This is a genomic window from Bradyrhizobium liaoningense, assembly GCF_018130785.1.
In the GTDB taxonomy this organism is placed as follows: domain Bacteria; phylum Pseudomonadota; class Alphaproteobacteria; order Rhizobiales; family Xanthobacteraceae; genus Bradyrhizobium; species Bradyrhizobium liaoningense_A.
On record NZ_JAFCJT010000031.1, the window covers coordinates 24,945 to 49,709 of the forward strand.

Here is a 24,765-nt window from a genome sequence, read left to right on the forward strand (position 1 = left end):
AAGTATGGGCCGGAACAGCACAAGCGTGAGATTGCTCGGCACGGCGATGAAAAGCATGTTGTCCCTGTGCGGTGATGCCAGCCGGCGATGGCAGCGCGCCTTGACCGGAGAGGTAACGCCACGTGCAGCTTGCGGCTTCAACGCCCGTATCCAGGCGACCAGGGCATCTCCTCCCTGCAGAAATTCGTTGACGATTGGACGTGGCCATCCGGAGCACAGAACAGGGCGACGACGATGGGGATGTACGTATCAAATTCGAGTGAGAGTATGCCAAGGATAGCGGTCTCCGCTTCGCCAATCCGGCCGGTGGATGAGACGCTGTCGTCCAGGCCGTCAGACGCGGCGCTTCATCCGACGGTCAGCATAACGCCTTCCGAGCCGGTGAAGCGCCTTGGGATCGGCTGGCGCTGGTGGTTTTCGGAGAGCGTTCACCTCCCGGTCGGCAACAGGATTGAATTTCGCTTTCAGGGATCGAGACATCTCCTGGCGCTGTACAACGAGGGGGCGCGGAAAAGCGGTGAGACCTCCATCGATGGCCTCTGCTCGTCGAAGCTGCGAGGCTCCGAGCACAGGCTGACCTTTGTCCCGGCGGGACGCGCCTATTGGGAGTGGCATGAGACTGCCTCGTCTGCGCAGGTGACGTTCCTCTATTTCGATCCCGCCGCGCTTCACAAGTCCGACGACGGCGCGGCCGGGCTCGCGCCGAGAATATACTTCGAGGATCCGCTGGTCTGGGAGACCGCCTCCAAATTGAAGAGGGCGATCGAGAGCGCGGAGACGAATTGCGCGCCCTACCTCGAAGCGCTCTGCGGCGTGCTCGCCCACGAGCTTTCCAGGTCTGATCACGATCTTGTTCGCGAGCCGGCAGCGGTCAGTCGTGGAGGTCTCGCAGGTTGGCAGAAGCGTGTCGTGGTCGAGTACGTCGAGGGGCATCTGGGAGAACAGGTCTGCCTCTTCAAGCTCGCCGAGCTCGCCAGGCTCAGCGTTCACCACTTCTGCCGTGCCTTCAAGAAGTCGTTCGGAATCCCGGCCTACCAGTATCAGGTGCAGCGACGCATGGAGTTCGCCAAGCTGCGGCTGGCGGATCGCGCGGTATCGATTACGGACATCGCACTCAGCCTGGGCTATGCGCAAACGAGCTCCTTCAGCTCCGCCTTTCGCAAAGCGACGGGTTGGACTCCTACGGACTATCGCAGGGAGTTCGAATGAATAGATCCGAGGCGCGTAGATCGGGCAGAGCAGGCGACAGGCAGTCTCGTACGGGCAGGAGAATCTGTAACCGGATCGCCCCGAGCCGCGAAATGTCCAGGTGAGACCACCTCGGATCGGCCGCCATCGGACCATCGATTTCACCGGGCGCGACAGGTGTCGAGGGAGGGACCACAGATGACGAGCATTCGATACCGCAGGGCGGACGTGGACGGACTGAACGTATTCTACCGGGAGGCCGGTTGTGCTGACGCGCCCGCCTTGCTGCTGCTGCACGGATTTCCGACGTCCGGGCACATGTTCCGCGATTTGATCCCGGCGCTCTCGGATCGCTTCCGACTGGTGGCGCCGGATTTGCCCGGGTTCGGCCAGTCCGACATGCCGGCTCGCGAGAGCTTTGCCTATACGTTCGCCGCGTTGGCGCAGGTGATTGAACGATTTACGGAAGTCATCGGACTCGCCCGTTTCTCGCTCTACGTCTTCGACTATGGCGCGCCGACGGGCTTTCGGATGGCTCTTCGACATCCCGAGCGCATCGTTTCCATCATCTCGCAGAATGGCAATGCCTATGAGGAGGGATTGAGCGACGGCTGGAGCCCGATCCGGGCTTACTGGCAAGATGCATCGCAAGCGAATCGGGCGGCGCTGCGATCGTTCCTTTCGCCGGAGACGACGGTCTGGCAATACACCCACGGGGTGCCTGACGCCTCCCTGGTCTCCCCTGACGGATACACGCTCGACAACCATTATCTCGAGCGCCCCGGCGCGGACGAGATCCAGCTCGATCTGTTCGGCGACTACAGGACCAGCGTCGCCATGTATCCGGAATTCCAGGCCTACTTCCGCAAGCACAAGCCGCGCTCCCTGGCGGTCTGGGGCAAGAACGATCCCTTCTTTCTGCCGGCGGGTGCGAAGGCGTTTCAGCGCGACATGCCGGGTGCGGAAGTGCGCTTCTTCGACACAGGGCACTTTGCGCTCGAGACTCATGCGCTCGAGATCGCGGCAGCGATCGGCGACTTTCTCGGCCAGCTGAATTCGAATGGGTAACGGTCATGTCCCTCGCCGCGAAAAACGTCAGGAGAGCCGTCATGCGCGCTATCGTTCTTGAAAAATTCGGGGGTTTGGACAGCCTCGTCTACCGGGACGTTCCGGAGCCGGAGCCGCAGCCTGGTCAGGCCGTCATCGAGGTCAAGGCATTCGGCATCAATCATGCGGAAATGCACATGCGCCGGGGCGAATGGGCCGAAGCGGCGCCGATCAGCGGTATTGAGTGCGTCGGTCTCGTCAAGTCGTGCCCGGGCGGAGAATTTCCGGTGGGCGCCAAGGTGGCCGCATTGATGGGCGGTCTCGGCCGGACCATCAACGGAAGCTATGCGGAATACACGCGTGCGCCGGTCTCGAACGTCGCATCGATCGATGCGGATTTGCCCTGGGCAGAGCTCGCAGCGATCCCCGAGACCTTCGCGACGGCATGGACCTGTCTCTTCCGGAATCTCGATCTCGAGAAAGGTCAGCTTCTCGTCATTCGCGGAGCGACCTCCTCGTTCGGTCAGGCGGCACTCAAGCTTGCGGTCAATGCCGGCGCGCGGGTCATCGCGACGACCCGCAGCCGGGAGCGCTTTGCCATGCTGGAGAAGCTCGGAGCCGCGCGGTGCGAAATCGAACGGCGCGATCTCTCAAAGCATCTGCCCGAGGCGAAGCAGGTCGACGCAGTCCTGGACCTCGTCGGCAACAGCGTCGTGCTCGACTCCCTCGCCATGCTTCGCCGCGGCGGCCGCTCCTGTCTCGCCGGCTGGCTCGGCGGGCTTGATCCGATTCCGGATTTCAACCCGCTGCTGCAGATGCCGAGCGGCGTCTATCTGACCTTCTTCGGCAGCTTTGTGTTCGGCACGCCCGGGTTTCCGCTCTCCGACGTGCCGCTGCGGGAAATCGCCGCCGACGCCGCGGCCGGCCGGCTGGACGTCAAGCCGGCGCGGGTCTTTCGCTTCGACGAGATTCGCGAGGCGCATCGCGTCATGGAGGCGAACGAGGCCGTCGGAAAGATGGTCGTCGTTCGCGACTGATATTTGCAAGCTTGGTATTCTGGAGGGTTCATATGTCGAAATCAGTCGCCATCGTGACGGGGGCGAGCCAGGGGATCGGCCGGGCGACCGCGGTGCGCCTGGCGCGCGATTTCTCGGCGCTTGCCCTGGTCGCGCGAAACCGTGCCAATCTCGAGGACACCGCAAAGGCGGTCAGGGCCGCCGGCGCCGGGGTGCTGGTGATCGATGCCGATCTGGCTGAATCTCGTGCTGCTCAATCTGTCGTCGACCAGACCTTGGCGGCGTTCGGCCGGATCGATTCCCTACTCAATATCGCAGGCGCGGTACCTCAGGTCGATCTGTTCGAGACGACGGAGGCACAGTGGGAAGCCGGACTGGCGTTGAAGCTGCATGGCGCCCGGCGGCTCACAATCGCCGCCTGGCCGTCGCTCATGGCTGCGAAGGGGGCGGTGGTGTTGATGTCGGGAAGCTCGGCCTCTTTCCCAAAGGCGCCCTATGCCGCGGTCGGCACCATCAACGCTGCAATCGTCGCCTTAGCAAAGGCGTTCTCCGACAAGGGAATCAGCGATGGTGTTCAGGTCAACAGCGTCCTGCCGGGGCCGGTGATGACGGGCCGCCGCCGCTCCTATCTCGAGCACTGGGCGCCCCTGCACAACATGACCGTCGAGGAAGCTACGGCGAAGTTTCCCAAGGACGCCGGGATCGCGCGTTACGGCGAGCCGGAAGAGATTGCCGAATTGATGGCGTTCCTCGTATCGCCTGGCGCGCGCTGGATGACCGGCTCGGCGTTGCGGATGGACGGCGGCGAGGTGAAGTCGATATAATCGGCTTGCACCCGAAGGGCGTCCGTGGAAGTGGGCCGCCTGCCTGGCGTTCGATGCGCGCAAGCTTGGGAAGGGCTCTTTCGCTCTTCGCGAGCGCTGAGGAATAGCGACAAAACCGTCATGCAGTTTGACACCAAGATCGCGGTCGTGGTCCGCACCGACCTTGAGCCGTGGCAGAAGCTGAATGTGGCCTCTTTCCTCGCCAGCGGGATCGCGGCGGCTTTCCCGGCTTGCATCGGCGACCCCTACGAAGACGGCTCCGGGACGAAATATCTGCCGCTGATCGGCCAGCCCATCCTGATCTATGGCGCCGACCGGGCGGCGCTGTCACGCGCGCTCGATCGCGCGCTGACGCGCGGAGTGACGCCGGGGCTCTATACCGAGGACATGTTCAGAACCGCTCACGACGCCGCCAACCGCGAAGTCGTGAAGGCGGTTTCCCGCACAGAGCTGAATCTGGTTGGGATTTCGATGCGCGCCGAGCGCAAGGTGATCGACAAGATCGTCGACGGGTTGAAATTTCACAGCTGACGCTTCCCGATCTGCTCCGGCCGTCTTTTCAGTCTTCGCCTGACCTGCCTCTGAGGAGCTCTTCGCGGCGCCTGATCAGCATCTCGAGCCGCGCGGCCTGATCATCAATTCGCTGGCCGACAAGCTCTTCGCTCATTGCGGCGACATGTGTGGCCGACTGTTCGATCAGCTCGCGAAGCTTCGCTGCCGTGGCGGCAATCTGGCGCTCGATTTCAGCGAGGTGGATGTCTTCACCGTGCATGGCGGGTCTTTGATTTCGGAGCTTGGCGGACGATCGGGCGGTGCGGCATTCAGAAGTACAGGTGTCGGGCACCGTGCATTTCAAGGACACATCCCCTCTGGGTGCGCGTCGCCCTCATCAGATCGCTTCCGCAATCGGCGCACTTGACGAGCGCCTCCACGGGCCCGCCGTCGACAGCGAGAGCGCCAAGGCAGGAAACGGTGTTGCATGCTGCACACCGGATCTTCGTCAGGGTGATGTCAAAGGCAAAGGCTTTTTGAAGCAAATGTGTACCGGGATCACCACCAAGGATGAGGTCGGCGATGTTGTCTGCCATGGCGATCATGCTCCTGTTGGCCCGAAACGCTCGGTTTTTATGGTGAGCGGGTCGAAGCCGAGTTTCACGAGCATGCTCGAGATGCCTTCGACAAACCCGGAGGGACCGCAAATGAAGAACGTGGGATTCTGCTCGCGCGTAAAGCTGTTCTCTGCGAGCAGAGCCTCGTTGACCCGCCCTCGATGTCCGTTCCAGTCGCTCGGATGCTCGCGGGTGAGCGCATAGACCAGGCGCAGGTCGCGATCGCCGTGAGCCATCGTATCGAGTTCATCCCGGTACACGACTTCGGCAAGGCTGCGTGCCGAATAGATCAATGATGCCGGTATGGGGGCGAGCGACCTCCTGCGGTGGCGTAACATGGCCATCAGCGGCGTGATCCCGGTGCCGCCGGCGACCAGGCAGATCGGTCCGCCGCGCGTTTGGCTCCAGATGAAATGCCGCCCAATGGGCCCCCGAAATTCGAGAGCGTCGCCAACCCGCAATTCGTCGAGGAGATAGGAGGACACCTCACCGTCCTCGACCCGTTCCACGGTGAGAGCGAGCAGCTTTTCTTCCGGGGGCGATGTGATCGAGTAGCTTCGTTCGGCCTGATAGCCGTCATCGGCGGTGAGGCGTATGTCGACGTGCTGGCCGGGCCAGTGCCCAGACCAGTTGGCTGGCCGCAGGATGATGCTCTTCACCCGGCTTGTCTCGGCCACGATGGCCTGCACGCGACCGGTTTGCCACGCGATCCTGGGCTGCTGCAGAGGCGCATCAGTCACCGTCATAACGTTGCTCCCGCCAGGGATCGCCATAGTTGTGATAACCACGCGATTCCCAGAACCCGGGTTCGTCCTTGGGCATGAAGCGGAGCCTTCGCAGCCACTTTGCGCTCTTCCAGAAGTAAAGATGCGGCACCAGAAGTCGCGCGGGGCCACCGTGCGCCGGGGCAAGCGGCAGACCCTCATAGCGGGTTGCGATCATCGCCTTTCCCGCGACCAGGTCGGCCACTGGAAGGTTCGTCATGTATCCGCCGTCGCAATGCGCCATGACATAGGCGTCCGGCGGCTCGCTCAACCCGACCACCTTGAGAAGATCGTCGAAGCTGACGCCCTGCCAGACCGTGCTGAGCTTCGTCCATTTGGTGACGCAGTGAATGTCGACTGTTATCGTGGTCTGGGGCAGTGCCTCGAATTCGTTCCAGGTCCATTTCCCCAGCAACGACCCACCGAGTTGAAGTGCAATCTTCCAGTCGGCGACGCGGATATCCGGCGTGGGTCCGGCGGACAGCACCGGGAAGTCGGTCGTCAGATACTGACCCGGTGGCAGCCGGGCGACTTCGGGTGCCTGTCGCTTGGATTTGAAGCCGCGAGAAACGGGAGGTCGATCCATGGAAGCGTGCCCTTGTGCGGTGACGCGCAGGATGTCTCAACGCGCGTCGGCTTAACCTGCAACCCACGTAAGCGCACATGAACCCTGAGCGATGCCTTGTCGATGGCCGTGGCGGCGAATGCATCAAGATTGCGAAAGACGAAGCAATCACGGCTGCGCAGGCAAGAACTGTTTCAATATCAAATGCGACTTCGTCCTGAAGTGGTTCAGAAGGAGGAGACGATGTCGAGCGTGAGCCGCCCCTTGCATTCCGACGAACTCGCTTATCTCACCGCGCACGAACTGGCAGCTCGCATCCGGCGGCGTGATCTGTCGCCGGTTGACGTGGTCGATGCGTTCATCCGGCGGATCGAAGCGCGCAACCCGAGCCTGAATGCGCTGGTCTATCTCGATTTCGACGGCGCCCGTGCGAGGGCGAAAGAGGCTGAGCGCGCATTGGTCGCCGGCGAGCAGTGGGGGCCACTGCACGGCATTCCGTCGGCGCTCAAGGATCTGTTCGACTTCAAGCCGGGCTGGCCTGCGAGCCTAGGCGGCATCCGCGCGCTCAAGCATCACGTCGTGAACGGTTACTGCATGTTCTGCGAACGCATGGAGAAGCGTGGCGGAGCGGTGTTCCTCGGCAAGACCAACAGCCCCCTCATGGGATTCCGGGGCACCTGCGACAACTACCTCTTCGGTCCCACGCGCAATCCGTTCAATCTGGCCAAGAACACGGGCGGCTCATCCGGAGGGAGCGCCGCGGCGGTCGCCGATGGACTGCTACCGATTGCGGAAGGTACGGACGCCGGCGGCTCGATACGGATCCCCTCTGCCTGGTGCGGAGTCTATGGCTACAAGGCGTCGTTCGGACGTGTGCCGTTCCTCGTACGTCCCAACGCGTTCGGCGTGGCCGACTCTCCGTTCCTGTTCGAAGGGCCCATCACGCGGACGGTCGAAGATGCCGCCATCGCGCTGAACGTACTTGCCGGCCCTGATCCGCGAGATCCCTTCAGCCTGATCGAGCCGCCTGTCGATTTCACCGCGGCGACCCGTCGTTCGATCCGCGGCCTCAAGATCGCCTATAGTCCGGACCTGGACGTTTTTCCGGTCGACGGAAAAGTTGCGGCGACGGTGCGCCGGGCGGTACAGGCGTTCGAGGAAGCCGGCGCTCACGTGGAGGAGGTGAAGCTCGGCATCATCCGCTCGCAACGGGAGCTGAGCGACGTCTGGTCGCGTCTCTACATGCTTCTGAACCTGCAGGCGATCGAGAACATGAAGCGCGACGGCATCGATCTGTTCGGCCAGCATCGCGACGACTTTCCGCCTGATTACATGGATTGGGTCGAGAAGACCAATCGCATGTCGGGGCTCGATTTCTTCCGTGACCAGGCCGTCCGCTCGGAGGTCTACGATGCCTTCCAGAACGTCCTTGAAAAATTCGATCTGTTGGTCACGCCGACCGTCGCGTGTCCGCCGGTCGACAACGCCAGCGACGGCAACACGGCCGGACCGAAGTCGATCAATGGTGTCGAGATAGATCCTTTGATCGGATGGGCCCTGACCTATTTCGTCAACTTTACGGGCCATCCGGCAGCCTCGATTCCGGCAGGTCTGTCCGACGGTCTTCCGGTCGGGATGCAGATCATAGGTCGGCGAAACGCCGACTTCGACGTGCTGGCCGCGAGCGCGGCTTTCGAGCGGCTTCGTCCCTGGCAGGACAATTACCGGATCTGCCGCGAGCGCCCCTGCGGGTGTGACGAACGATCCACGTGATCCATCAGTCCACCCTCCCGCGCCTCGATGCACAGCGGCTTCGCGCTTGACTAGAATTTCGATTGGTCTCCAGGTCATTGGCAGGCCATTTGAGGGCGAAGCCGTCCTCCCGATGTAGCGAACGTTCTCAGGTGATGCGGATGATCACCTGAGAACGTTCCCGCTTTCAGACCTCACCCGCTGACCTTGCACTCTCTCGGTCGTTTCAATGGCCGTCCGCACCGCGATTGCGGCGCGGATTGGGCCGCGCGTCTGCTTCCGAAACGTGAACCGCTTCACCGATCGCTAGATTGGCACGGAATGCATCAAGATGGCCAAAGCGAAGGCAATCCCCAGCGCGCAAGATCTTCCGCGACTGGCTAAGTCATTTCTCGACAGGTTAATCGTGCCGACGCCTCGCGCGTTCGGCCTTAGTCGCGGGAGAAGACAATGCGCGTGAGAGTCCAGGCAGCAGCGGCAGTCATCGTAGGCAGTGCGGTCGCAACGATCCTGTTCTTCGGATCGCTCAAGGATAGCAACGCCCAGAGCAATACGCGCTATCTGCCGGAATACACCGCGGATGGGCAGTTGCTCCTGCCGAAGAATTTCCACGAGTGGGTCTATGTCGGCTCGCCGCTGACGCCGAATGCCCTCAACGGCGGGCAGGCGAATTTCCCGGAATTCCACAACGTCTATATCGAGCCGGGATCGTACGCGATCTACAAGAAGACCGGCGAATTCCCGGAAGGGACGATCCTGTTCAAGGAGCTGCAACTGACGTTGCCGCAGGAGAACGCCGACGGCTCGCGAACGGAAGCGTCGGGACGTGGCTACTTCCCGGGCAAGTGGAACGGCGCCGATGTGACCGTCAAGGACTCGAAGCGCTTCGCCGACACCAACGGGTGGGGCTATTTCAACTTCAATCACCACGAACCGAAGGCGTCGATGGCCAAGGTGAAGTCGAAGGACGAGTGCGCCTACTGCCATATCGCCAACGCCAAGAAGGATGAGGTCTGGACCCAGTTCTATCCGCTGCTGGACAACAAGGACGCGCGGTGACAGCGTAATGGGCGGAAGATCGGCATGAAAATCCTCAAAGCCGCTTGCGTCGCCGTCGTCGTGACCCTGGGGATCGCGGCCGCGGTCACGCAGTCACAGCTGCGGGCGAACGCGGCGGATGGCGTTTCGACCGGTGCGAGCATCGCGGACCGCGACGGGCATCTGCACGTGCCCGATGACTATCGTACGACCTATCAAATCCTCGGAAGCTGGGCGATCGCGGCAGATGACGGTCACGGCTCGAAGGAGCTTCACGTCGTGTACGCCTCGCCGGGAGTGATCGACGCCTATCGGAAGGACAAGCGCTTCCCGGACGGTGCGGTGCTGGTCAAGGAGGTGTTCAAGGCGGCAACCTCTGAAATGACGACCGGCACCGTCAGCCGCGCCGATGCTTTGAAGGGATGGTTCGTGATGGTGAAGGACACCGCGAACCGTCACCCGGAGAGCGCGTTGTGGGGCGACGGCTGGGGATGGTCCTGGTTCGACGCGGGCGATCGCTCGAAAACGACGACGACGAATTACAGAGCCCAATGCCAGGCGTGCCATGTGCCCGTGCGGGCGTCCGACTGGGTTTACGTCGGTGGATATCCTCCGCTGAAGCCATAGCGATGGTGCAGGTCACCGAAAGTCATTCGATTTACCAAAGCCAATCATCAAAGGAGCGAGAGATGGCTAAAGAGGCGACGACGAGCGAGATGGGAATGTTGAAGGGGCAGACCGGCCATCTCTATATCCAGACCAACGAGATCGACAACGCCATTATTCACTACGCGCGGCAGGCGGACGGCAAGCTGGCCGAGGTCGCGCGTATCAAGACGGGCGGCGCCGGCTCCGGTGAATTCAAGCCGATCAGCGGCCAGGACAGCGCGCCGAACTCCTACGAGGGTGCGGGAAGCGTCATCATTACATCCGATCGGCGCTTTTTGTTTGCAACCAATGGCGGAGACAATTCCGTTTCGAGCTTCCGCCTGGAGAGCGACGGTCGTCTCACGCTGCTCGACGTGAAGTCGACCGGCAACCCGGTCGAGGGCAGGAGCGGCACGGCCAAATCGCTGGCTTTCGCTCCGTCGACGCGCACGCTCTTCGTGCTGCATGCGTTCGGACCGGATCATCTTCGGCTGATGTCGGTCGATGCCGAAGGCATGCTCAAGACGCGGCCCGAGCGATACACGGTGAACACGTACAGCAAGCGGAACCGTGTCTCCACCATGGTCGTGGTCTCGCCCAACGAGGAGCTTGTGCTTGTCGGCACCACTTTCGATGAGCCGATCGCGCTCACCGGCCTCTATCCCGACGGCTCGCCGATTCTCTGGGTCCAGCGCGCCGGCGGCGCGTTGCACTCGATCGCGTCGAATGCACCGGATCCGGACGGCCTCGCGGTGTTCGCTCTGCAAAAGGACGGCTCGCTCGGCACGGCCAGGTTCTACGATGCGAAGGGCGGTTCTCCGTTCTACATCGCGTTCCTGAATCAGCGTCCGAATACGTTCGTGATCGGCTATGCCGTCGGCGACGGATGCTCCATCTGCACCATCGAGAAGAACGGCTCGATCAAGATCGGCCCACTCGTCAAGATCGACACCAGCGCGGGCCTGCCGTCCGAGCTGTGCTGGCTGGCCGTCGCGCCCGATGATCGCACGATCTACGCGACGAACTTCGGCTACAGCAACATCAGCAGCTACCGAATCAATGGTAGCGGCCTGGAGATTGCGTGCGATCCGGCGTGTCCGAAGGTCCCCGGCGACGGCACCGCGAGGGGATTGAACGGAACCGTGACGAGCGGTCCCAGCGATAGCTGGATCTCGCCAGACGGCGCCTATCTCTATCAGATCTACGGCAACGCCTCGAAGCTGGTCAGCTACAGCACCCAGCCGGACGGTTCGCTGAAGGAGATCGGCAGTGTCAAGATCCCGTACAACGGCTCGCAGGGTCTTGCGGGTTTCTGATCCCGGTTTCGCGACACGAGTCCGGGCGTGGTCGGCATTGCCATCCCACGCCCGGCTTCCCCCTCGCCGACATGCGAGACACACACGGTCAATCATGAGCCCCGAGACGGATGTTTGAAGCAATTCACGAGCGCTCTCGCGGGACATCCGCGGCTCATCCCGGCCATCCAGGAGGAGGGCAGGGCGCCACGGAAAAATTCGATCTGCAGCGCGCTGTCGGGGAAGCTCGCGTGGTGTTCTCCGGCGCCGCAAACGGCACGGAGATCATCGACGTCTATCAGAAGTTTCCGATGGCCGTTGCCTTCCCGAATGTCGATGATCGTCGACGCAAGGAAGTCGTCCTCATCAACACCTCGGGTGGCGTCGCAGGCGGCGACGAGATCAGGATCGAGGTGGTCGCTCAAGGCAATGCGTCGGTCGCGGTGACCACGCAGGCCGCGGAGAAGGTCTATCGGGCGCTGGATCGGCCAGCCCGAATCCGGACGCGGTTAAGGGCTGAGGGGGATGCCCGGCTTGCGTGGCTTCCGCAAGAGACGATCGTCTTCAACCAGGCGCGCATCGCGCGGTACACCGAGATCGATGTGTGTTCGGGCACCGAATTGATTGCCCTCGAGTGGCTGGTTCTTGGCCGCATCGAGAGCGGCGAGGAGGTTCTTGCCGGACATATCCTGGACAGTTGGCGCGTCAAGGTCGACGGCCGTCTGGTGTGGGCAGATGGTTTCCTCGCCTCCGACCAGGCGCTCCTGCAGCTTCGGAAGACGGCCCTGCTCTCGAATTGGAAGGCGATCGCGACCCTGATCTATTTCGGTCCGGGTCTCGAGGCCCGGCTCGAGAGATTGCGCGAGATCGGTGCTTCCCTGGGATGCGCGTGCGGCGTCACGATCGTGGGCGCGATCATCGTGGTCCGGGTCGCCGCGATTGCAAGCGTGGATCTCAGGCGAGGTCTGCGCCGCTTCCTCGATCAACTCAACCACGAGCTCGGATCCGGTCCCTTCGGAGTGCCGAAGATGTGGTCCTGTTAGCTGTGCGGCCAAGTCGGAGGAGCACTTGAATCTGACGCCACGGGAACGAGACAAGCTGATGATAGCCCTCGCCGCGATCGTTGCGCGCGGCCGGCTCGCGCGCGGCGTCAAGCTGAATTATCCCGAAAGCATCGCATTGATCTCGGATGCCATCATGGAAGGCGCCCGCGATGGACGATCGGTCGCGGATCTGATGTCCGAAGGCGGCCGGCTGCTGCGCCGCGACCAGGTCATGGAGGGCATCCCGGAAATGATCCGCGAGATTCAGGTGGAGGCAACATTTCCAGACGGGACCAAGCTTGTCCCGGTGCACAACCCGATCCGATAGGAGCTGATGATGCGCATCATCCCGATTTGCGTCGCCGCGTTAAGTTTGCTTGCCGCACCTACCTTCGCTCATCCCATTCCAGGCGCGGGCAGTTCATTCGACGCCGGTCTCGTCCATCCGTTCAGCGGCGCGGATCATCTGATTGCGATCACCTTGGTGGGAACATGGAGCGCGCTCGTGGGCGGATCCGCGAGAGCGGTGTGGCCGCTGACCTTTCTGATCGCGATGCTGGGCGGTTTCGCCGCGGCAAGCGCCGGACTTCAGATGGGCTTTGTGGAGGCGGCGATCAGCCTCTCGGTGGTGGCACTGGGAGCGTTCGTTGCGTTCGAATTCAGGATGCCCATCATGCTCGGCGCGGCCGCCGTCGGCCTGTTCGCGTTCTTCCATGGTCACGCCCACGGAACTGAAGCCGTCTCGATGCTTGTTCCCTACGTGATCGGCTTCACGACGGCGACCGCCGCTCTTCTCCTGACCGGCATGATCATCGGGTTCTCAGGAGGAAAGGCGTCGAGAGGAAGTTTGCTTCGCGCGGCGGGCGTATGCGCCGGGCTTGTCGGGCTGCTGCTGCTTGGGGGCGTGGCATGATTCCCGGGGAGGTCATTCCGGCGGACGGCGACATCGTCCTGAACGGGGACAGGACCGGCCCATCGATTGCCGTAGCCAACACCGGCGACCGGCCGGTCCAGGTGGGCAGCCATTATCACTTCGCCGAAGTGAACGCCGCACTCGTGTTCGATCGATCCGCCGCCCGTGGGTGCCGCCTCGATATCCCAGCCGGGACGGCCGTGCGGTTCGAGCCGGGCCAGTCGCGCGAGGTCTCATTGATCCCGTTTGCCGGAGCGCGGCGCATCTACGGTTTCGGCGGCGGCGTGATGGGACCTCTGGAATCAGGGACCGATGCGTCCGGCGCCAACGAATAAGGTGAGGAAGACATGTCCCACACGATGAGCCGCGCGGCCTATGCGCAGATGTTCGGCCCCACGGTCGGGGACAAGGTGCGCCTGGCGGACACCGATCTGTTCATCGAGCCCGAGAGGGACCTCACGATCTATGGCGAGGAGGTCAAGTTCGGCGGCGGCAAGGTCATTCGCGACGGCATGGGACAATCGCAACTCACGCGCGCGCAGGGGGCGGTCGATACGGTCATTACCAACGCGCTGATCCTCGATCACTGGGGAATCGTCAAGGCCGACATTGCGATCAAAGACGGGCTCATTGTCGCCATCGGCAAGGCAGGCAACCCCGACGTTCAGCCGGGTGTATCGATCATCATCGGGCCGGGGACGGAAATCATCGCGGGCGAGGGCAAGATCATCACCGCCGGCGGGATGGATACGCACATTCATTTCATCTGCCCCCAGCAGATCGAGGAGGCGCTCTTTTCTGGTGTAACAACCATGATGGGTGGTGGGACCGGGCCTGCCGCTGGAACGACGGCGACGACCTGTACCCCGGGGCCGTGGCACATCCATCGGATGCTTGAGGCGCTGGATGGGTTCCCGATGAACTTCGGCATTTTCGGCAAGGGCAATGCGAGTGTACCTGCGGGCCTAGTCGAGCAGATCGAAGCCGGCGCGTGTGGCCTGAAGCTGCACGAAGACTGGGGCGCCACGCCCGCATCGATCGATTGCTGTCTCTCTGTCGCCGACGACATGGACGTGCAGGTCATGATCCACACCGATTCCCTGAACGAAGGCGGGTTCGTCGAGAGCACGATCGCCGCGTTCAAGGGCAGGACGATCCATGCGGCCCACACGGAAGGGGCCGGCGGCGGGCATGCGCCTGATATCATCAAGGTTTGCGGCGAGAGGAATGTCATCCCAGCCTCGACAAATCCAACGCGTCCCTACACCGCGAACACGCTCGACGAAGCACTCGACATGCTGATGGTAACCCACCATCTGGACCGTCGCATTCCGGAGGATGTCGCCTTCGCGGAGAGCCGCATCCGAAAGGAGACGATCGCCGCGGAGGACATCCTGCACGATCTCGGTGCGTTCTCGATCGTGTCGTCGGATAGCCAGGCAATGGGCCGTGTCGGCGAAGTGATCACGCGGACGTGGCAGACCGCCGACAAGATGAAGAAGCAGTTCGGGCGATTGCCGGAAGAAACAGGGCAGAACGACAATTTCAGGGCCCGGCGCTACGTCGCGAAATACACGATCAATCCGGCCATCGTGCAGGGAATGTCGCGCAATGTTGGTTCGGTCGAGGTCGGAAAGCTCGCGGACATCGTCGTCTGGGATCCGGCGTTATTCGGGATCAAGCCCGACATGGTCTTGAAATCCGGCATGATCGTCGCCGCGATCATGGGTGACCCCAACGCATCGATACCGACGCCTCAGCCGGAATATTACCGGCCGATGTTCGGTGCCTTTGGCCGTTCTCCCGGCAAGAATTCAGTGACCTTCGTCAGTCAGGCTTCGCTCGAAACGGCGAGACAGCTGGGCCTGGCAAAACAACTCTTGCCGGTGTCGAGTACGCGAAAGCTTGGCAAGCATTCCATGATCCTCAACGACGCGCTGCCGCACATGGAGGTCGATCCCGAGACCTACGAGGTGCGGGCCGACGGACGGCTTCTCACCTGTCCGCCGGTGAATGTGGTCCCGATGGCGCAGCGCTATTTCATGTACTGACGCGTTGCCGGCATGGTTGTGCGATGACAGACGAGAGTTATGGACATACGGCGTTGGCGTTCCTGAGGCTGCAGAGCTGGCTCTCGCCGTCGTTCCCGAACGGGGCCTACAGCTACTCGCACGGCCTGGAATGGGCCGTGGAGGGCGGCTATGTCTCCGATCGGCGCAGCCTGATCGATTGGCTCGAGGCCGACCTTTGCTATGGCTCCGGCCGAAACGAGGCGATTTTTTTCAGCGAAGCCTATCGATGCGTGGCCGAGGATGCCGAAGACCAGATTCCGCAGCTGGCTGAACTCGCAGCCGCGTCCCGTGGCACGTCCGAATTCGTGCTCGAATCCGCACAACAATCGTCAGCGTGCCTTACGACCCTTCGCAACGTGTGGCCGGATCGAATTCTGGACATTTTCTCCGACCCGAAATGCCCGCCGGTGTTGGCCGTCCTGCTCGGAGCAAGAGCGGCGCGCGAGCGGATTGGCGTCGAAATCGCACTGCCGGCATTCCTGCACAGCTACGTCGCCAATCTGGTGAGCGCGGGCGTGCGATTGGTGCCTCTCGGTCAGACCGATGGTCAGCTCGCCATCGCGGCGCTCGAGCAGGCGATCCTGTCGCGCAGTGAAATAGCAAGCCGTGAGACGATCGACGATCTCGGTTCGGCGGGCCTAATGGTCGAGCTCGCGTCCATCGCGCACGAGCTCCAATATACGAGGTTGTTTCGGTCATGAAAACGATTGAACGGGAGAGCAGGTCTTTCCGCGCACCCGGCATTCCGGCAACCAACGGGCCATTACGCGTCGGAATCGGCGGTCCGGTCGGTTCCGGAAAGACGGCGCTGGTCGAGGCGCTGTGCAAGCACCTGCGCGATTTCTACGAGATCTACGTCATCACCAACGACATCTACACCAAGGAGGATCAGCTCATTCTGACCCGCGCGCAAGCGCTGGCGGCAGAGCGCATCATGGGGGTGGAAACGGGGGGCTGTCCGCATACGGCCATACGGGAGGACGCCTCGATGAACCTGGCGGCGATCCACGATATGAACCTGAAGTTTCCGCACGCGGAGCTTTGCTTCGTCGAGTCGGGCGGCGACAATCTCGCTGCCACCTTCAGTCCGGAGCTTGCGGACCTGACCGTCTACGTGATCGACGTTGCGGCGGGAGAGAAGATCCCGCGCAAAGGGGGGCCGGGGATCATGCGATCCGACCTGCTGGTGATCAACAAGATCGATCTCGCTCCCCTGGTGGGCGCAAACCTGGAGATCATGGAAGCGGATGCACGACGGATGCGCGGCACGCGGCCCTTCATCTTCTCCAATCTGAAGAGTGGCCAAGGCGTCGATGAGATTGCGGGCTTCATTCTGCAGAAGGGCGGGTTGTCCGCCGCGACGCTGTCTGGGGGTACCCGTCGATGACGGATGATGACCAGGAGCTTGCCGGCGATCTCGCCAGGCTGCGCCGCAGCATCGACAATCTGGATGCGGCGATGGTGCACCTGCTCGCAGAACGCTTTCGCTGCACCGATGCGATCGGGGAGCTCAAGGCCAGACACGGACTGGAGGCCCGGGATCCCCGACGTGAAGCGGCGCAATTGAAGCGACTTCGCATCCTCGCCGCACAGAGCGGGCTCGATCCGGATTTTACCCGGAAGCTGCATGCTCTGGTCGTTCGAGAAGTCATCACCAATCATGAGGCGGTGAAGTTCGAATCGGGAGCCGGCTAGGGTGACCAATGTCATCCCATGCCTGCTCCGGCGAAACGAGGTCCAGCCGAGAGCCGCCAACCTTGGGAGCCACATTTGTCGAATAATCTGCGCAGCCGCGTCGCCGCTCTGGCGATCGTAGCGAGCTTCTGGACGCACCCCGCGATCGCGGACGAACCCGGAAACGCCGACTATGCGGCGCTGAACAAGGCGATCCTCAATGGCAGGGAATTTCGCATACTCGTCGACCTCTCAGCCTGTCAAGTTCACGGCACGGGCGCGGCGGGACCTACGATCAAGGCGAGCATGCGGTTTGACGGATACATGATCCAGCCTGACGGGACGATCGCTTTTGCAACGACCCATTTCACGGTGAGACCGGACAAGGCGGTCAGGGAATTCCTGTCGTTCAGGGTGCACCCAAACGGCAGCATCGAAGCGCGCACGATGATCCTGGACGCCGTCAACAACGCCGTTCTCAAGGATACGGCATTCGATTGCGAGATTGGAAAAGGCGCGACATTCCACTGGTGACGCGCGGTCGTTACGCGAACTGGTCGATCAGACTGCCAGGCTTCTGGTCCTTCTTCTCCAGCTGCTTTTCGATGGCGTCCCGGATCTTCTGTTCCACCGCCGCTCTCTGGTCCGGGGTCATGTTGGCGAGGTCGGCCTCGCTGAGATTCATGCTCTTCAGAATGGCAGCCCGCATACGGTCGAAGGGATTCATCTTCGCGTATTTCAGGAACTCCTGCACGACGCTGCTGTCGCCCGATGCACTATCTTCGTTGGCTTGCGGGAGCCTATTGTCGGTCACCGACGGCTTCGATGCACCGGTCGATGAGCCGGCCTTTGCAGGCTGGTAGCCGAAGATTGATGCTCCTGCCGTGACTTGCATGTTCGGCCCCTCAAGACGATCGCGAAGGGCAAGCAACGTGCGTGCCAAATCCTTTCGTTGGATTTCCAGATGTTTCCGGGCTCGTGCTCATCGGGCAACTCTGGCCGGCCTGAAAAAATTGCCGGCTCGGCGGTGTCGCAGGCAAAGTTTGCCCGGTCGCCTAAGCGCCTAACTCTTCGTCGGTGTTCAGGATGCGTGCATCCTTATAGTCACCATGAAGCTTCAGCACGTAGCACGGGCTATGCGTGAGCGGCTCGGCTCCTGACAAAGTGTCAACGGAGGTGACGACAGTTGGCTCCACGCCAACTTCGCGCAGGGCGTTTTCTAGCAACCGATCGAAATTGGTTGTTACTATCACCCGAACATACCCGTCGCGAACTAGGCCGGCGATGGCATGGTGCGCGGCAGTTGGAAGTTTCTGTCCCTCTGCGCGGTCGTCTTCGTCAGGCTCTATGTACGAATGTAAGATGGATCGCCGTTCGGCAGGCGAGGCCGCTAGTTCTGCCAGAATCGCTGAATAGTCGGGTTCCGCAGAATACTTTTTGCGATACCACGTCGCCCAATCGGCCTGGTTCTCTACGCCTTGCGCGAGAGCGACCCGACGAACCAAGTCCAAAGTGATCTCCCAGCCAGTTGGAATCCCGGCCGTACGAGAGAGACCAGAGCCGAGAAGCAAGGCATAGACGCCTTTGCTCTCGAACGTTGAGAATGCGAGCTGAGTAGTCGGGTCGCTCGATAAAATGCTCATGGCAGGCGCGAATCAGTAGGAGGGAAGGATCCGAGCATAGCAAGATTGCGCAGCAAACGATCGCCGCTCGCGCCTGCTCGGGCGCGTCGGTTGCGAATCGGTCGGCGTACACGAAGGTCGTGCCGCGCTCGCCGTTGCGGACATTGCCGCCGAGCGGGAGCGCCTGGCGGAGGTGAGCCGGCTCTGGCCCGAAAAGCTGTGTTCACCGCGGCGCTCCAAAGGATCAGCACGTTGATCCCGGAATAATTCCGCCTTGGTCGCGGCGTTGGCAAGCGGCGCCTTCGCAGCCGCCGTCCTCCAAGGTTGGACCCAGGCACGCGCCCGGCCTCAAGTTCTGCGATGATATTGTCGGTGATTTCATCATATGGGCTCGCCCGGTCCTGGCCAGTCCGAGCTTGTCTGGTCTTTCTGGACATCACCGATCTCCGCGGCGGGCCACCCGTCGCAGCGAAGCCGGTCCGCACTCTCACTCTGAAGGGGCGTTGCGGGGGGCGCAAAAGGGATCGGCTGAGACGAATGCCGGCCGCAAGGCGTTCCCCTCAGAAGCGCAAAGCCGGGTTTCAGCTTCTCCGGGTTGGCATCTTTCCGCGTTTCAGGACATCACTCGTCCGGCGGATACTCACGCGGATCGAGCTCGGAAAAGTCGGTCAGCGTGTCGCATCGGATGCAATAGTACATCTGCGAGGCTTCCTGAAAATGCATGCCGCACAGGCATCCGCAGAACGGGCAGCACTCGTCGATCTCTAGATCGGCCCACTCCCACACGCCGAGATATTCAGGAATGGCGTTTCGATCATATCCAACGACCTGGAACGCGTCGGCGTTTTTAGCGACAAATCCATCGCGGCCAGCGCGCTTGAGAATGGCGAGAATGTCACCCGGTTCGATGTCGAACCATTCTCCACGCACATGGGTCGATCCAAAATGCTGGTGCAGCTCTCGTTCAAGCTGGAAGGTGTCGGTCGCTTCGATCCACCCCAGCAGCCGCAGCTCCAAGGGATTCCCTGTCTGGAGGTTGCGCTTGCGCGCCTCGATGTTTTTCGCCACGCCGATCTTGATCGGGGAGCATCCGTTTTCATCTTCGCCAATGAAATAGACCGGCACGTCGCGGTCCTCGCAGCGTCAACGGAGCCGGTCGAGCAGGGCTTCGACCATTTCCTGGTTTGAGTGCGCGACGATGTCGAGCGTCCGGTTCTCCTGCCTCATGAGCGCGATCAGAAGGCAGGCCGTGAAGGGCCAGAAGGACGAGCCGGGGGGCAGATTGTAGCCGCCGATCATCGCTGTCAGCCGCTCGGCGATCGGCGGATATTGCCGATTGCCCCAATGCGCGTGGGTGGGCGTCATCGCATGAATGATCACGGCGGCGAGCGCTATTCCCATCGCACGCTTTTGCTGCACTTGGGCGTAGTCGTGACCGTGCTCCTTCGCGTAGGCGGCGAGACCGCTCGTCATGAACTCGCGAGCCCAGTTATCGCAGCCGATTTCCTCTTCTGGCAGCGTCGAGGGCGCGCTGTTGTCGGCGCAATACATGACGTGTCGAAACTCGTGCAGCAGTGCGAAAGCAAGGGCCAGCGCGACCAGGTCGAAGACGGCCTTGAGTTGATTGTCGCCCAGGCCGTCGCGGTCGGCGATCGGCTGAGGAACGTCCGCCGGCCAGGAAACGTCCGGGGTTTGCTCGGCGGCAATGAGCGATTGGGCGCTGGCGATGCGCTGTTTGTAGTCGAACTCGTATTGCCCCCGTTCGGCGTCGATGTTGAGCGCCTGATCAAGCGATATCCCGGTCAGTGTCGCGAGCACCAGGGCGGGCGAATAGACCTCGATTACGCGCCAGGCGCTGAAGCCGAGCAGCCAAAAGAAGTCGATCGTCTTGGTGTCGAACTTGATGCGGCTGGCGTCCGCATTCATCGTGACGCCCTTGGTGCTGGGCGCGACTTCGACGGCATGGCCGTATTGGCTCCATAGACCGCTGATCTCGCCGGCGCGCTCGGGGACAGCGCCGCGCAAGAGGTGGAGGACGGTCGTCCGGTTGGATGGTTCGGTCGCCATACTTGGCGGTTCTCCTCTGATTAGCGACGGTGGCGAGGGTAGGCTGACGGACGGGTCATGGCCGCTCGCTTTCGCTTCGGGCGCCGCTCGTCTTCTCGGGCTCGCCGGCCATGCGCAAATGAGTAATCGATGAAATGACCGAGTTCGCCCACATGGTTCTGCACTCAACGTCGCCGCCGCTCTCGAACCAGTGGGTCGCCCCAGGGATGAGATCGAAGGGAGTGGGACGCGTCGCCTGCGGGTTGTGGAAGACCTCCAGTTCCTGGCACCAGGCTTCGCCCCAAGGCCAAAGCGCCTGATAGTCGGCGCTATCGACCGGAAGGTTGAAATCAATGGGCTCCAGCGCGCCCGGCGTTCGGTCGTAGAGAATGCCGCGGCGGGTCATGGTGAGGCCCGGCGGCCGCCATCCGGCGAGAAAGCCCATGCGGTTGAATTTGGCGAGCGTGGCCGCGTTGCTGAAAATGACGGCGGACAGGTGAGCGAACTCGGGATCGCGGAACAGCCCGGCCGGAATGCCGTGCTTGCCTGTAAGATTATTGATCCGCGTGCCGATCGCACGGCGCCGGACGCCTTCGCCTTCCACATCTGCACGTAGGCCGTAGAGATAGGTCGGCAAAGCCTCGCGGCTCCAAACCATCGAGCCGGATTCATGGAAGTCGGCGATCGCCAAAGCGAAGGGCATCCCCTTCACATGATCCAGCTCATGATAGTTGCGCTGAAGCTTGCCGCGCAGCGTCTTAGCGAAGCGCTCGGCTGGCGCGCCAGTCATCCGCTCATTCCGATCGACCGGAGCATGCACCCAGTCCCCAATCCCGCCGGAGCGGGGCGTTTCGGAGTTCGCGGTCACGGCCTCGATCCAGCAGGCGGCGTCATCGTTCTCGATCAGGAAGTCCGGCGAAACATGCTCCTGCCGGACGATCAGACCTTGCTCGCGGAAGCAGGCAAGAAGGTAGAGTTCGAAGAGGCGAGACGGGAAATTGTTGGTTTGCAGATCGGTGACGAAATTGGCATCCGGATTGGGAAGCGCGAGATAGCATTCGCCGAGCGCCATCAGCGCCGGGAGATGGCTGATCGTGCTCGTCAGAAGGTCGAACTCCGGCGATGTCCCTCGCGATCCGGTCTTCACCAGAAGCGGCCGCCGCCGCGCGCCCGGCGGCAATGGCTCGGGCGGCTCGCCAGCGCGCATGCTGATGCTGAGGTGATCCAGCGCGGCCTCGGGAGTGGGAAGGGGGCCGCCTTCCTCGACGCGGACCCAGCGATGATCGACACGCCTGCGCAGGGCCAGGGTGGTGAAGGTCCCGCCCTCCGGATCGAGGAGGATACAGCCGCTCGCGCTGCCGCGCCCGGCCTGGTAGCTCCCGAAAATCTGCGCGGGATCGAAATTGGGCCCACGTTCGAGCGACAGCGCATAGAGCTCGAACTGCCGCTGGCTGATCGGCGTGATCAGTCGCTGCTCATCGCCGACGGCCATGGTCTACCTCACGGGCCGAAAGGCGCCAGGCGTCGGCATTCGGGCGCGTCGTCATGATGCCTCCGCGGCGGCTTGCGCCAGGATGTCGTTGGCCTCCCATTCGTCGCCGCGCGGCGTGATGACGAACTCGCGATCCCAAACTCCCCAGTTTGTCGCCAGCGGAACCTGCGCCAGGGGATTGTGGACATAGGTCAGCGGGCGGGTCCGGCGCGACAAGTTGCCGAGGCCAACGCGCGACCAGATCACGCCTGAGATGTCGGCAAAGCGATCGTCGAGAAATGCTGTGCGCGGGATCGGATTGCGTTCGCGGTTGATTAAGGGAGCTGGGTGAAATCCTTCTTCAACGACGTCGCCGGTCTCGCGATCGATGGTGATGTAGACGTCTCCGATCGGAAATAACGTGGTCATGATCAGCGGCAACGGCTGCTCGGCGACATAGACGCCGAAGCGGCTTGCACTGATCGCGATGATCCTCGTGTCGTCCGGGCCGATCACGCCCTGTTCGAGATAGCGCGCGATCCTCTGCGCCTTGGTCCAGAACGCCCCGGACGTGCGCAACTGCGCCTGACGGATCGGTGCGGCGAAGAGGCCGCCGCCCTCGTTGAGGGGAACGGGACGCACGATCTGGTCAGGACCCGGTGCGCCTTCATCTGGGGTGATGGCCTCGATCCAGATGCGGTGGCCATCTTCCAGGACGCAGAGATCCGGCTGACCGCCTTCGCGCTGGCGCTCGACGACGGGAAGCAGGGTGCGGCCAGCATCGAGCAGGGTGCAGCCCAGATTCATTTCCCAGAAGCGGCCATCGACATCGCGTGCGAAGCCCTGCCGAAAGTCGGGATCGGCATAGGGCTCGTAACGCTCCCACATCTCTTGCAGCATGGCGTGAAGCTGCTGCTCGATCGGAAGCTCGGCGGCTTTCAGGTTTTCGAACCCGCGATCGAGATTGGCGCCGTCGACGTCGAATAGATCACTCATCGTCTGCTCGTCTCATGCCCGGCGCAGCGTGCGGGAGACTTGTACCCGGTGATAGCCGTGCGAATGGACCTGCTGACGAAGCTGCTTGATGTCGTTGACGCCGAACGCCACCGCCGCCTTCAGCGGGCTGGCGAAGGTAGCGTAGAAGGTCCAGCGCGCGCCGGCGGGCAGCGTCGGCTTTTGCCGACGATCGGTGATGACGACGTCGCGCGGATCGCTGCTGTTTCGGAAGGCGTGAAAGGTGAACCAGTCAGGTCGCCGATAGCGCGCCGCCTTGCTGAAGGGGACGGACTGGACTTTCACGTCGGTCTGGTCGAGCACCCAATCGCGTTGCTCTAGGATCTGCCGCACCATATGGCCGACCATCTGCTTCACGCGGTCGGCCAGGACCTCTTCGCGAAACTCCGCCAGGAGCTGCTCCTCAATGCCTTCGACCGCGGGCTTGCCGAGTTCGGATGCGGTTTCCAGGCGCGCGACATTCTCGGGCTGTGTGAGGAAGGTCCAGATGCGCTGACCAAGCTCGGTTGCGTACAGCGACGCAAACTTCTCGGGGTTATAGGCAAACATGACAGGCCCTCCTTTACCGGGCAAATATGGCCGGTTACAAGCGCCTGTCAATGGTGGCGCGCCGCGCGTCCGCAGATATCGCGGGGGAGGCTGGATTGGATTTCGAGGATCTCGTGACGGCGCTGGAGCCGCCGCCGAACCGCGCCGGCAAGTCGGACGGTCCCCACGAACATCATCTCTACGAAGGCGCCGTGATGGTCGCCTACGCGATGCATTTGCTCCGCACGCAGAGCGCACGGGACATCCGTGTCCATCCCGATGGCGAACACGGAAAGCAGTTCGATTTCGCGGGTTGGCTGGGCCGGCGGGCGTTCACCAAGGTCTCCGGCCTCGGTAGCACCACCTATGGCGGGGTCTATCGAAATCCGGCGGGCCAGACGATCACCATCAACCCGAAGTCCGGGCTCGGTGATGTCGTCGCGGCTGTCGGAGACCATGTCATCGCGGCTGAATGCAAGGGCGGCATCATCAACACGCGGCATCCAGGTCAAGTGTCGCGGCTCTACCGCGGTCTTTGCGAAACCGTCGGCCTGCTGATGGCGACGCCAGCGCAGGGGCGTCAGGTCGCCGTGGCGCCGCTGACCGACGGCACCTTGCGCCTGGCCGAGCGGCTTGCGCCCCGTTGCGCACTGGCCGGCATCAAGATCGCGCTCGTCGGCGGCCGCGGAGAGGTTTTGGAAGTGAAAGCGAGAGAGGCGGCCGAGCAGGCGGCCGGAGGGAACGACGCATGAAACGGGTGCTGACGGTTGGGGTGACTTACACCGGCGACAAAATCGAAGGCGTGGGGATCGATAATCTCGGGCTCTGCCAGCCCGATGTTGATCGAGAGCGGGCGGCCTACTGATCTGGTCTCGCCGCAACGGCAACTGATCCTCCCGGGATCCTTGGCCCCGCCTCCTCTGGAGGCGGGGCTTTTTGCGTTTCTTTTGCCGCTTTGCAGGGAAGCAGGAAGAGCATTTCTCTTGAAGAGAGTTGCTAAGGGCTCCGCCCTCGCGCGGGCAAGGGTGAAGCACGCTGCCGCGCGCCGGCAGGACCGGTATCCCCGGTCTTCCGCGCCATGATCTCCTGACGATCAAGGTCGTCAGGGCGCGTGCAGACGCGCGCTTACGAGCGCG

At 62.4% G+C, this 24,765-nt stretch carries 31 protein-coding genes; 19 read left to right on the forward strand and 12 right to left on the reverse strand.

Features of this window, described 5'->3' with window-relative positions; genetic code table 11:
- The first annotated feature begins 87 nt into the window (after window positions 1-87).
- The 5 genes from JQ627_RS34870 (at window position 88) to JQ627_RS34890 (ending at window position 4,606) form a co-directional block, all read left to right on the forward strand.
- Entirely contained in the window at window positions 88-1,209 is a 1,122-nt protein-coding gene (locus JQ627_RS34870) for a helix-turn-helix transcriptional regulator (protein WP_249143648.1), read from the forward strand.
- A gap of 177 nt (window positions 1,210-1,386) precedes the next feature.
- Window positions 1,387-2,256 (forward strand): alpha/beta fold hydrolase, encoded by an 870-nt coding sequence (locus JQ627_RS34875; protein WP_212488869.1) that lies wholly within the window; start codon window positions 1,387-1,389, stop codon window positions 2,254-2,256.
- A 41-nt stretch (window positions 2,257-2,297) separates the two neighbouring features.
- Window positions 2,298-3,272, forward strand: a complete 975-nt coding sequence (locus JQ627_RS34880; RefSeq protein WP_212488870.1) for a zinc-binding alcohol dehydrogenase family protein — start codon at window positions 2,298-2,300, stop codon at window positions 3,270-3,272.
- A 32-nt stretch (window positions 3,273-3,304) separates the two neighbouring features.
- On the forward strand, window positions 3,305-4,075 hold the full coding sequence (locus JQ627_RS34885; protein WP_212488871.1) for an SDR family oxidoreductase: 771 nt from the start codon (window positions 3,305-3,307) through the stop codon (window positions 4,073-4,075).
- Window positions 4,076-4,195: 120 nt separating this feature from the next.
- A complete protein-coding gene (locus JQ627_RS34890; RefSeq protein WP_038957895.1) occupies window positions 4,196-4,606 on the forward strand; it encodes a DUF2000 family protein in 411 nt (136 codons plus the stop codon).
- Window positions 4,607-4,634: 28 nt separating this feature from the next.
- Here JQ627_RS34890 and JQ627_RS34895 read toward each other — a convergent pair whose 3' ends face one another.
- Genes JQ627_RS34895 through JQ627_RS34910 form a run of 4 tightly spaced genes read right to left on the reverse strand, consistent with a single transcriptional unit; the run spans window position 4,635 to window position 6,534 of the window.
- The gene (locus tag JQ627_RS34895) at window positions 4,635-4,847 is read right to left on the reverse strand and encodes a hypothetical protein (RefSeq protein ID WP_212488872.1); all 213 of its coding nucleotides are present in this window, start codon (window positions 4,845-4,847) and stop codon (window positions 4,635-4,637) included.
- 49 nt (window positions 4,848-4,896) lie between these two features.
- Entirely contained in the window at window positions 4,897-5,163 is a 267-nt protein-coding gene (locus JQ627_RS34900; protein ID WP_249143649.1) for a DUF6510 family protein, read from the reverse strand.
- A gap of 5 nt (window positions 5,164-5,168) precedes the next feature.
- The gene (locus tag JQ627_RS34905) at window positions 5,169-5,930 is read right to left on the reverse strand and encodes a ferredoxin reductase (RefSeq protein WP_212488874.1); all 762 of its coding nucleotides are present in this window, start codon (window positions 5,928-5,930) and stop codon (window positions 5,169-5,171) included.
- The gene (locus JQ627_RS34910) at window positions 5,917-6,534 is read right to left on the reverse strand and encodes a sulfite oxidase-like oxidoreductase (protein WP_212488875.1); all 618 of its coding nucleotides are present in this window, start codon (window positions 6,532-6,534) and stop codon (window positions 5,917-5,919) included. The genes JQ627_RS34905 and JQ627_RS34910 overlap by 14 nt, the downstream gene beginning before the upstream one ends.
- Window positions 6,535-6,756: 222 nt before the next feature.
- On the opposite strand from JQ627_RS34910, the gene JQ627_RS34915 reads away from it, so the two are divergent.
- The 13 genes from JQ627_RS34915 to JQ627_RS34975 all read left to right on the forward strand — a co-directional run bounded on the left by JQ627_RS34915 (window position 6,757) and on the right by JQ627_RS34975 (window position 17,482).
- Window positions 6,757-8,286 carry an amidase gene (locus JQ627_RS34915; protein ID WP_212488876.1) on the forward strand — a complete coding sequence of 510 codons (1,530 nt, stop codon included), beginning with the start codon at window positions 6,757-6,759 and terminating at the stop codon, window positions 8,284-8,286.
- A 429-nt stretch (window positions 8,287-8,715) separates the two neighbouring features.
- On the forward strand, window positions 8,716-9,324 hold the full coding sequence (locus JQ627_RS34920) for a cytochrome P460 family protein (RefSeq protein ID WP_166078235.1): 609 nt from the start codon (window positions 8,716-8,718) through the stop codon (window positions 9,322-9,324).
- 24 nt (window positions 9,325-9,348) lie between these two features.
- On the forward strand, window positions 9,349-9,930 hold the full coding sequence (locus JQ627_RS34925; RefSeq protein ID WP_212488877.1) for a cytochrome P460 family protein: 582 nt from the start codon (window positions 9,349-9,351) through the stop codon (window positions 9,928-9,930).
- 62 nt (window positions 9,931-9,992) lie between these two features.
- Complete coding sequence (locus JQ627_RS34930) at window positions 9,993-11,267, forward strand: beta-propeller fold lactonase family protein (RefSeq protein WP_212488878.1); 1,275 nt, start codon at window positions 9,993-9,995, stop codon at window positions 11,265-11,267.
- A 230-nt stretch (window positions 11,268-11,497) separates the two neighbouring features.
- Window positions 11,498-12,289, forward strand: coding sequence for an urease accessory protein UreD (locus tag JQ627_RS34935; RefSeq protein WP_212488879.1), 792 nt, complete (start codon window positions 11,498-11,500; stop codon window positions 12,287-12,289).
- A gap of 25 nt (window positions 12,290-12,314) precedes the next feature.
- Window positions 12,315-12,617 carry an urease subunit gamma gene (locus JQ627_RS34940; protein ID WP_028148889.1) on the forward strand — a complete coding sequence of 101 codons (303 nt, stop codon included), beginning with the start codon at window positions 12,315-12,317 and terminating at the stop codon, window positions 12,615-12,617.
- A gap of 6 nt (window positions 12,618-12,623) precedes the next feature.
- Window positions 12,624-13,202 (forward strand): HupE/UreJ family protein, encoded by a 579-nt coding sequence (locus JQ627_RS34945; protein ID WP_212488880.1) that lies wholly within the window; start codon window positions 12,624-12,626, stop codon window positions 13,200-13,202.
- The gene (locus JQ627_RS34950) at window positions 13,199-13,537 is read left to right on the forward strand and encodes an urease subunit beta (protein ID WP_212488881.1); all 339 of its coding nucleotides are present in this window, start codon (window positions 13,199-13,201) and stop codon (window positions 13,535-13,537) included. Before JQ627_RS34945 ends, JQ627_RS34950 begins: the two co-directional genes overlap by 4 nt.
- 12 nt (window positions 13,538-13,549) lie before the next feature.
- Window positions 13,550-15,253 carry an urease subunit alpha gene (gene ureC / locus JQ627_RS34955; protein WP_212488882.1) on the forward strand — a complete coding sequence of 568 codons (1,704 nt, stop codon included), beginning with the start codon at window positions 13,550-13,552 and terminating at the stop codon, window positions 15,251-15,253.
- A 53-nt stretch (window positions 15,254-15,306) separates the two neighbouring features.
- A complete protein-coding gene (locus JQ627_RS34960; RefSeq protein WP_249143650.1) occupies window positions 15,307-15,975 on the forward strand; it encodes an urease accessory protein UreF in 669 nt (222 codons plus the stop codon).
- Window positions 15,972-16,661, forward strand: coding sequence for an urease accessory protein UreG (gene ureG / locus JQ627_RS34965; protein ID WP_212488884.1), 690 nt, complete (start codon window positions 15,972-15,974; stop codon window positions 16,659-16,661). The genes JQ627_RS34960 and ureG overlap by 4 nt, the downstream gene beginning before the upstream one ends.
- On the forward strand, window positions 16,658-16,969 hold the full coding sequence (locus tag JQ627_RS34970; protein WP_212488885.1) for a chorismate mutase: 312 nt from the start codon (window positions 16,658-16,660) through the stop codon (window positions 16,967-16,969). Before ureG ends, JQ627_RS34970 begins: the two co-directional genes overlap by 4 nt.
- Before the next feature lie 75 nt (window positions 16,970-17,044).
- Window positions 17,045-17,482 carry a VirK family protein gene (locus tag JQ627_RS34975; protein ID WP_212488886.1) on the forward strand — a complete coding sequence of 146 codons (438 nt, stop codon included), beginning with the start codon at window positions 17,045-17,047 and terminating at the stop codon, window positions 17,480-17,482.
- A 10-nt stretch (window positions 17,483-17,492) separates the two neighbouring features.
- Here JQ627_RS34975 and JQ627_RS34980 read toward each other — a convergent pair whose 3' ends face one another.
- The 8 genes from JQ627_RS34980 to JQ627_RS35015 form a co-directional block, all read right to left on the reverse strand.
- Window positions 17,493-17,891, reverse strand: a complete 399-nt coding sequence (locus JQ627_RS34980; protein WP_249143651.1) for a hypothetical protein — start codon at window positions 17,889-17,891, stop codon at window positions 17,493-17,495.
- A gap of 112 nt (window positions 17,892-18,003) precedes the next feature.
- Complete coding sequence (locus JQ627_RS34985) at window positions 18,004-18,591, reverse strand: SIR2 family protein (protein ID WP_249143652.1); 588 nt, start codon at window positions 18,589-18,591, stop codon at window positions 18,004-18,006.
- Entirely contained in the window at window positions 18,588-19,007 is a 420-nt protein-coding gene (locus JQ627_RS34990) for an ArdC-like ssDNA-binding domain-containing protein (protein WP_212488887.1), read from the reverse strand. Before JQ627_RS34990 ends, JQ627_RS34985 begins: the two co-directional genes overlap by 4 nt.
- Window positions 19,008-19,191: 184 nt before the next feature.
- Entirely contained in the window at window positions 19,192-19,695 is a 504-nt protein-coding gene (locus tag JQ627_RS34995) for a GIY-YIG nuclease family protein (RefSeq protein ID WP_212488888.1), read from the reverse strand.
- Window positions 19,696-19,713: 18 nt separating this feature from the next.
- On the reverse strand, window positions 19,714-20,496 hold the full coding sequence (locus tag JQ627_RS35000; RefSeq protein WP_212488889.1) for a phage exclusion protein Lit family protein: 783 nt from the start codon (window positions 20,494-20,496) through the stop codon (window positions 19,714-19,716).
- 196 nt (window positions 20,497-20,692) lie between these two features.
- Window positions 20,693-22,108: a hypothetical protein gene (locus JQ627_RS35005; RefSeq protein WP_212488890.1), complete on the reverse strand. Its 1,416-nt coding sequence runs from the start codon at window positions 22,106-22,108 to the stop codon at window positions 20,693-20,695.
- A gap of 51 nt (window positions 22,109-22,159) precedes the next feature.
- A complete protein-coding gene (locus tag JQ627_RS35010) occupies window positions 22,160-23,083 on the reverse strand; it encodes a hypothetical protein (protein ID WP_212488891.1) in 924 nt (307 codons plus the stop codon).
- 12 nt (window positions 23,084-23,095) lie between these two features.
- Window positions 23,096-23,650 carry a hypothetical protein gene (locus JQ627_RS35015; RefSeq protein WP_212488892.1) on the reverse strand — a complete coding sequence of 185 codons (555 nt, stop codon included), beginning with the start codon at window positions 23,648-23,650 and terminating at the stop codon, window positions 23,096-23,098.
- Between the two features lie 95 nt (window positions 23,651-23,745).
- On the opposite strand from JQ627_RS35015, the gene JQ627_RS35020 reads away from it, so the two are divergent.
- Window positions 23,746-24,381, forward strand: coding sequence for a hypothetical protein (locus JQ627_RS35020; protein WP_212488893.1), 636 nt, complete (start codon window positions 23,746-23,748; stop codon window positions 24,379-24,381).
- Window positions 24,382-24,765 lie beyond the last annotated feature (384 nt).

Coding starts and splice junctions, on each gene's coding strand:
- JQ627_RS34990 (WP_212488887.1), bottom strand. CDS start 19,007: ATGTCCAGAAAGACCAGACAAGCTCGGACTGGCCAGGACCGGGCGAGC.
- JQ627_RS34925 (WP_212488877.1), top strand. CDS start 9,349: ATGAAAATCCTCAAAGCCGCTTGCGTCGCCGTCGTCGTGACCCTGGGG.
- JQ627_RS34890 (WP_038957895.1), top strand. CDS start 4,196: ATGCAGTTTGACACCAAGATCGCGGTCGTGGTCCGCACCGACCTTGAG.
- JQ627_RS34920 (WP_166078235.1), top strand. CDS start 8,716: ATGCGCGTGAGAGTCCAGGCAGCAGCGGCAGTCATCGTAGGCAGTGCG.
- JQ627_RS34875 (WP_212488869.1), top strand. CDS start 1,387: ATGACGAGCATTCGATACCGCAGGGCGGACGTGGACGGACTGAACGTA.
- JQ627_RS35000 (WP_212488889.1), bottom strand. CDS start 20,496: ATGAATGCGGACGCCAGCCGCATCAAGTTCGACACCAAGACGATCGAC.
- JQ627_RS34895 (WP_212488872.1), bottom strand. CDS start 4,847: ATGCACGGTGAAGACATCCACCTCGCTGAAATCGAGCGCCAGATTGCC.
- JQ627_RS34900 (WP_249143649.1), bottom strand. CDS start 5,163: ATGGCAGACAACATCGCCGACCTCATCCTTGGTGGTGATCCCGGTACA.
- JQ627_RS34880 (WP_212488870.1), top strand. CDS start 2,298: ATGCGCGCTATCGTTCTTGAAAAATTCGGGGGTTTGGACAGCCTCGTC.
- JQ627_RS35015 (WP_212488892.1), bottom strand. CDS start 23,650: ATGTTTGCCTATAACCCCGAGAAGTTTGCGTCGCTGTACGCAACCGAG.
- JQ627_RS34910 (WP_212488875.1), bottom strand. CDS start 6,534: ATGGATCGACCTCCCGTTTCTCGCGGCTTCAAATCCAAGCGACAGGCA.
- JQ627_RS34915 (WP_212488876.1), top strand. CDS start 6,757: ATGTCGAGCGTGAGCCGCCCCTTGCATTCCGACGAACTCGCTTATCTC.
- ureC (WP_212488882.1), top strand. CDS start 13,550: ATGTCCCACACGATGAGCCGCGCGGCCTATGCGCAGATGTTCGGCCCC.
- JQ627_RS34930 (WP_212488878.1), top strand. CDS start 9,993: ATGGCTAAAGAGGCGACGACGAGCGAGATGGGAATGTTGAAGGGGCAG.
- ureG (WP_212488884.1), top strand. CDS start 15,972: ATGAAAACGATTGAACGGGAGAGCAGGTCTTTCCGCGCACCCGGCATT.
- JQ627_RS35010 (WP_212488891.1), bottom strand. CDS start 23,083: ATGAGTGATCTATTCGACGTCGACGGCGCCAATCTCGATCGCGGGTTC.
- JQ627_RS34970 (WP_212488885.1), top strand. CDS start 16,658: ATGACGGATGATGACCAGGAGCTTGCCGGCGATCTCGCCAGGCTGCGC.
- JQ627_RS35005 (WP_212488890.1), bottom strand. CDS start 22,108: ATGGCCGTCGGCGATGAGCAGCGACTGATCACGCCGATCAGCCAGCGG.
- JQ627_RS34885 (WP_212488871.1), top strand. CDS start 3,305: ATGTCGAAATCAGTCGCCATCGTGACGGGGGCGAGCCAGGGGATCGGC.
- JQ627_RS34870 (WP_249143648.1), top strand. CDS start 88: ATGGCAGCGCGCCTTGACCGGAGAGGTAACGCCACGTGCAGCTTGCGG.
- JQ627_RS34905 (WP_212488874.1), bottom strand. CDS start 5,930: ATGACGGTGACTGATGCGCCTCTGCAGCAGCCCAGGATCGCGTGGCAA.
- JQ627_RS34985 (WP_249143652.1), bottom strand. CDS start 18,591: ATGAGCATTTTATCGAGCGACCCGACTACTCAGCTCGCATTCTCAACG.
- JQ627_RS34945 (WP_212488880.1), top strand. CDS start 12,624: ATGATGCGCATCATCCCGATTTGCGTCGCCGCGTTAAGTTTGCTTGCC.
- JQ627_RS34950 (WP_212488881.1), top strand. CDS start 13,199: ATGATTCCCGGGGAGGTCATTCCGGCGGACGGCGACATCGTCCTGAAC.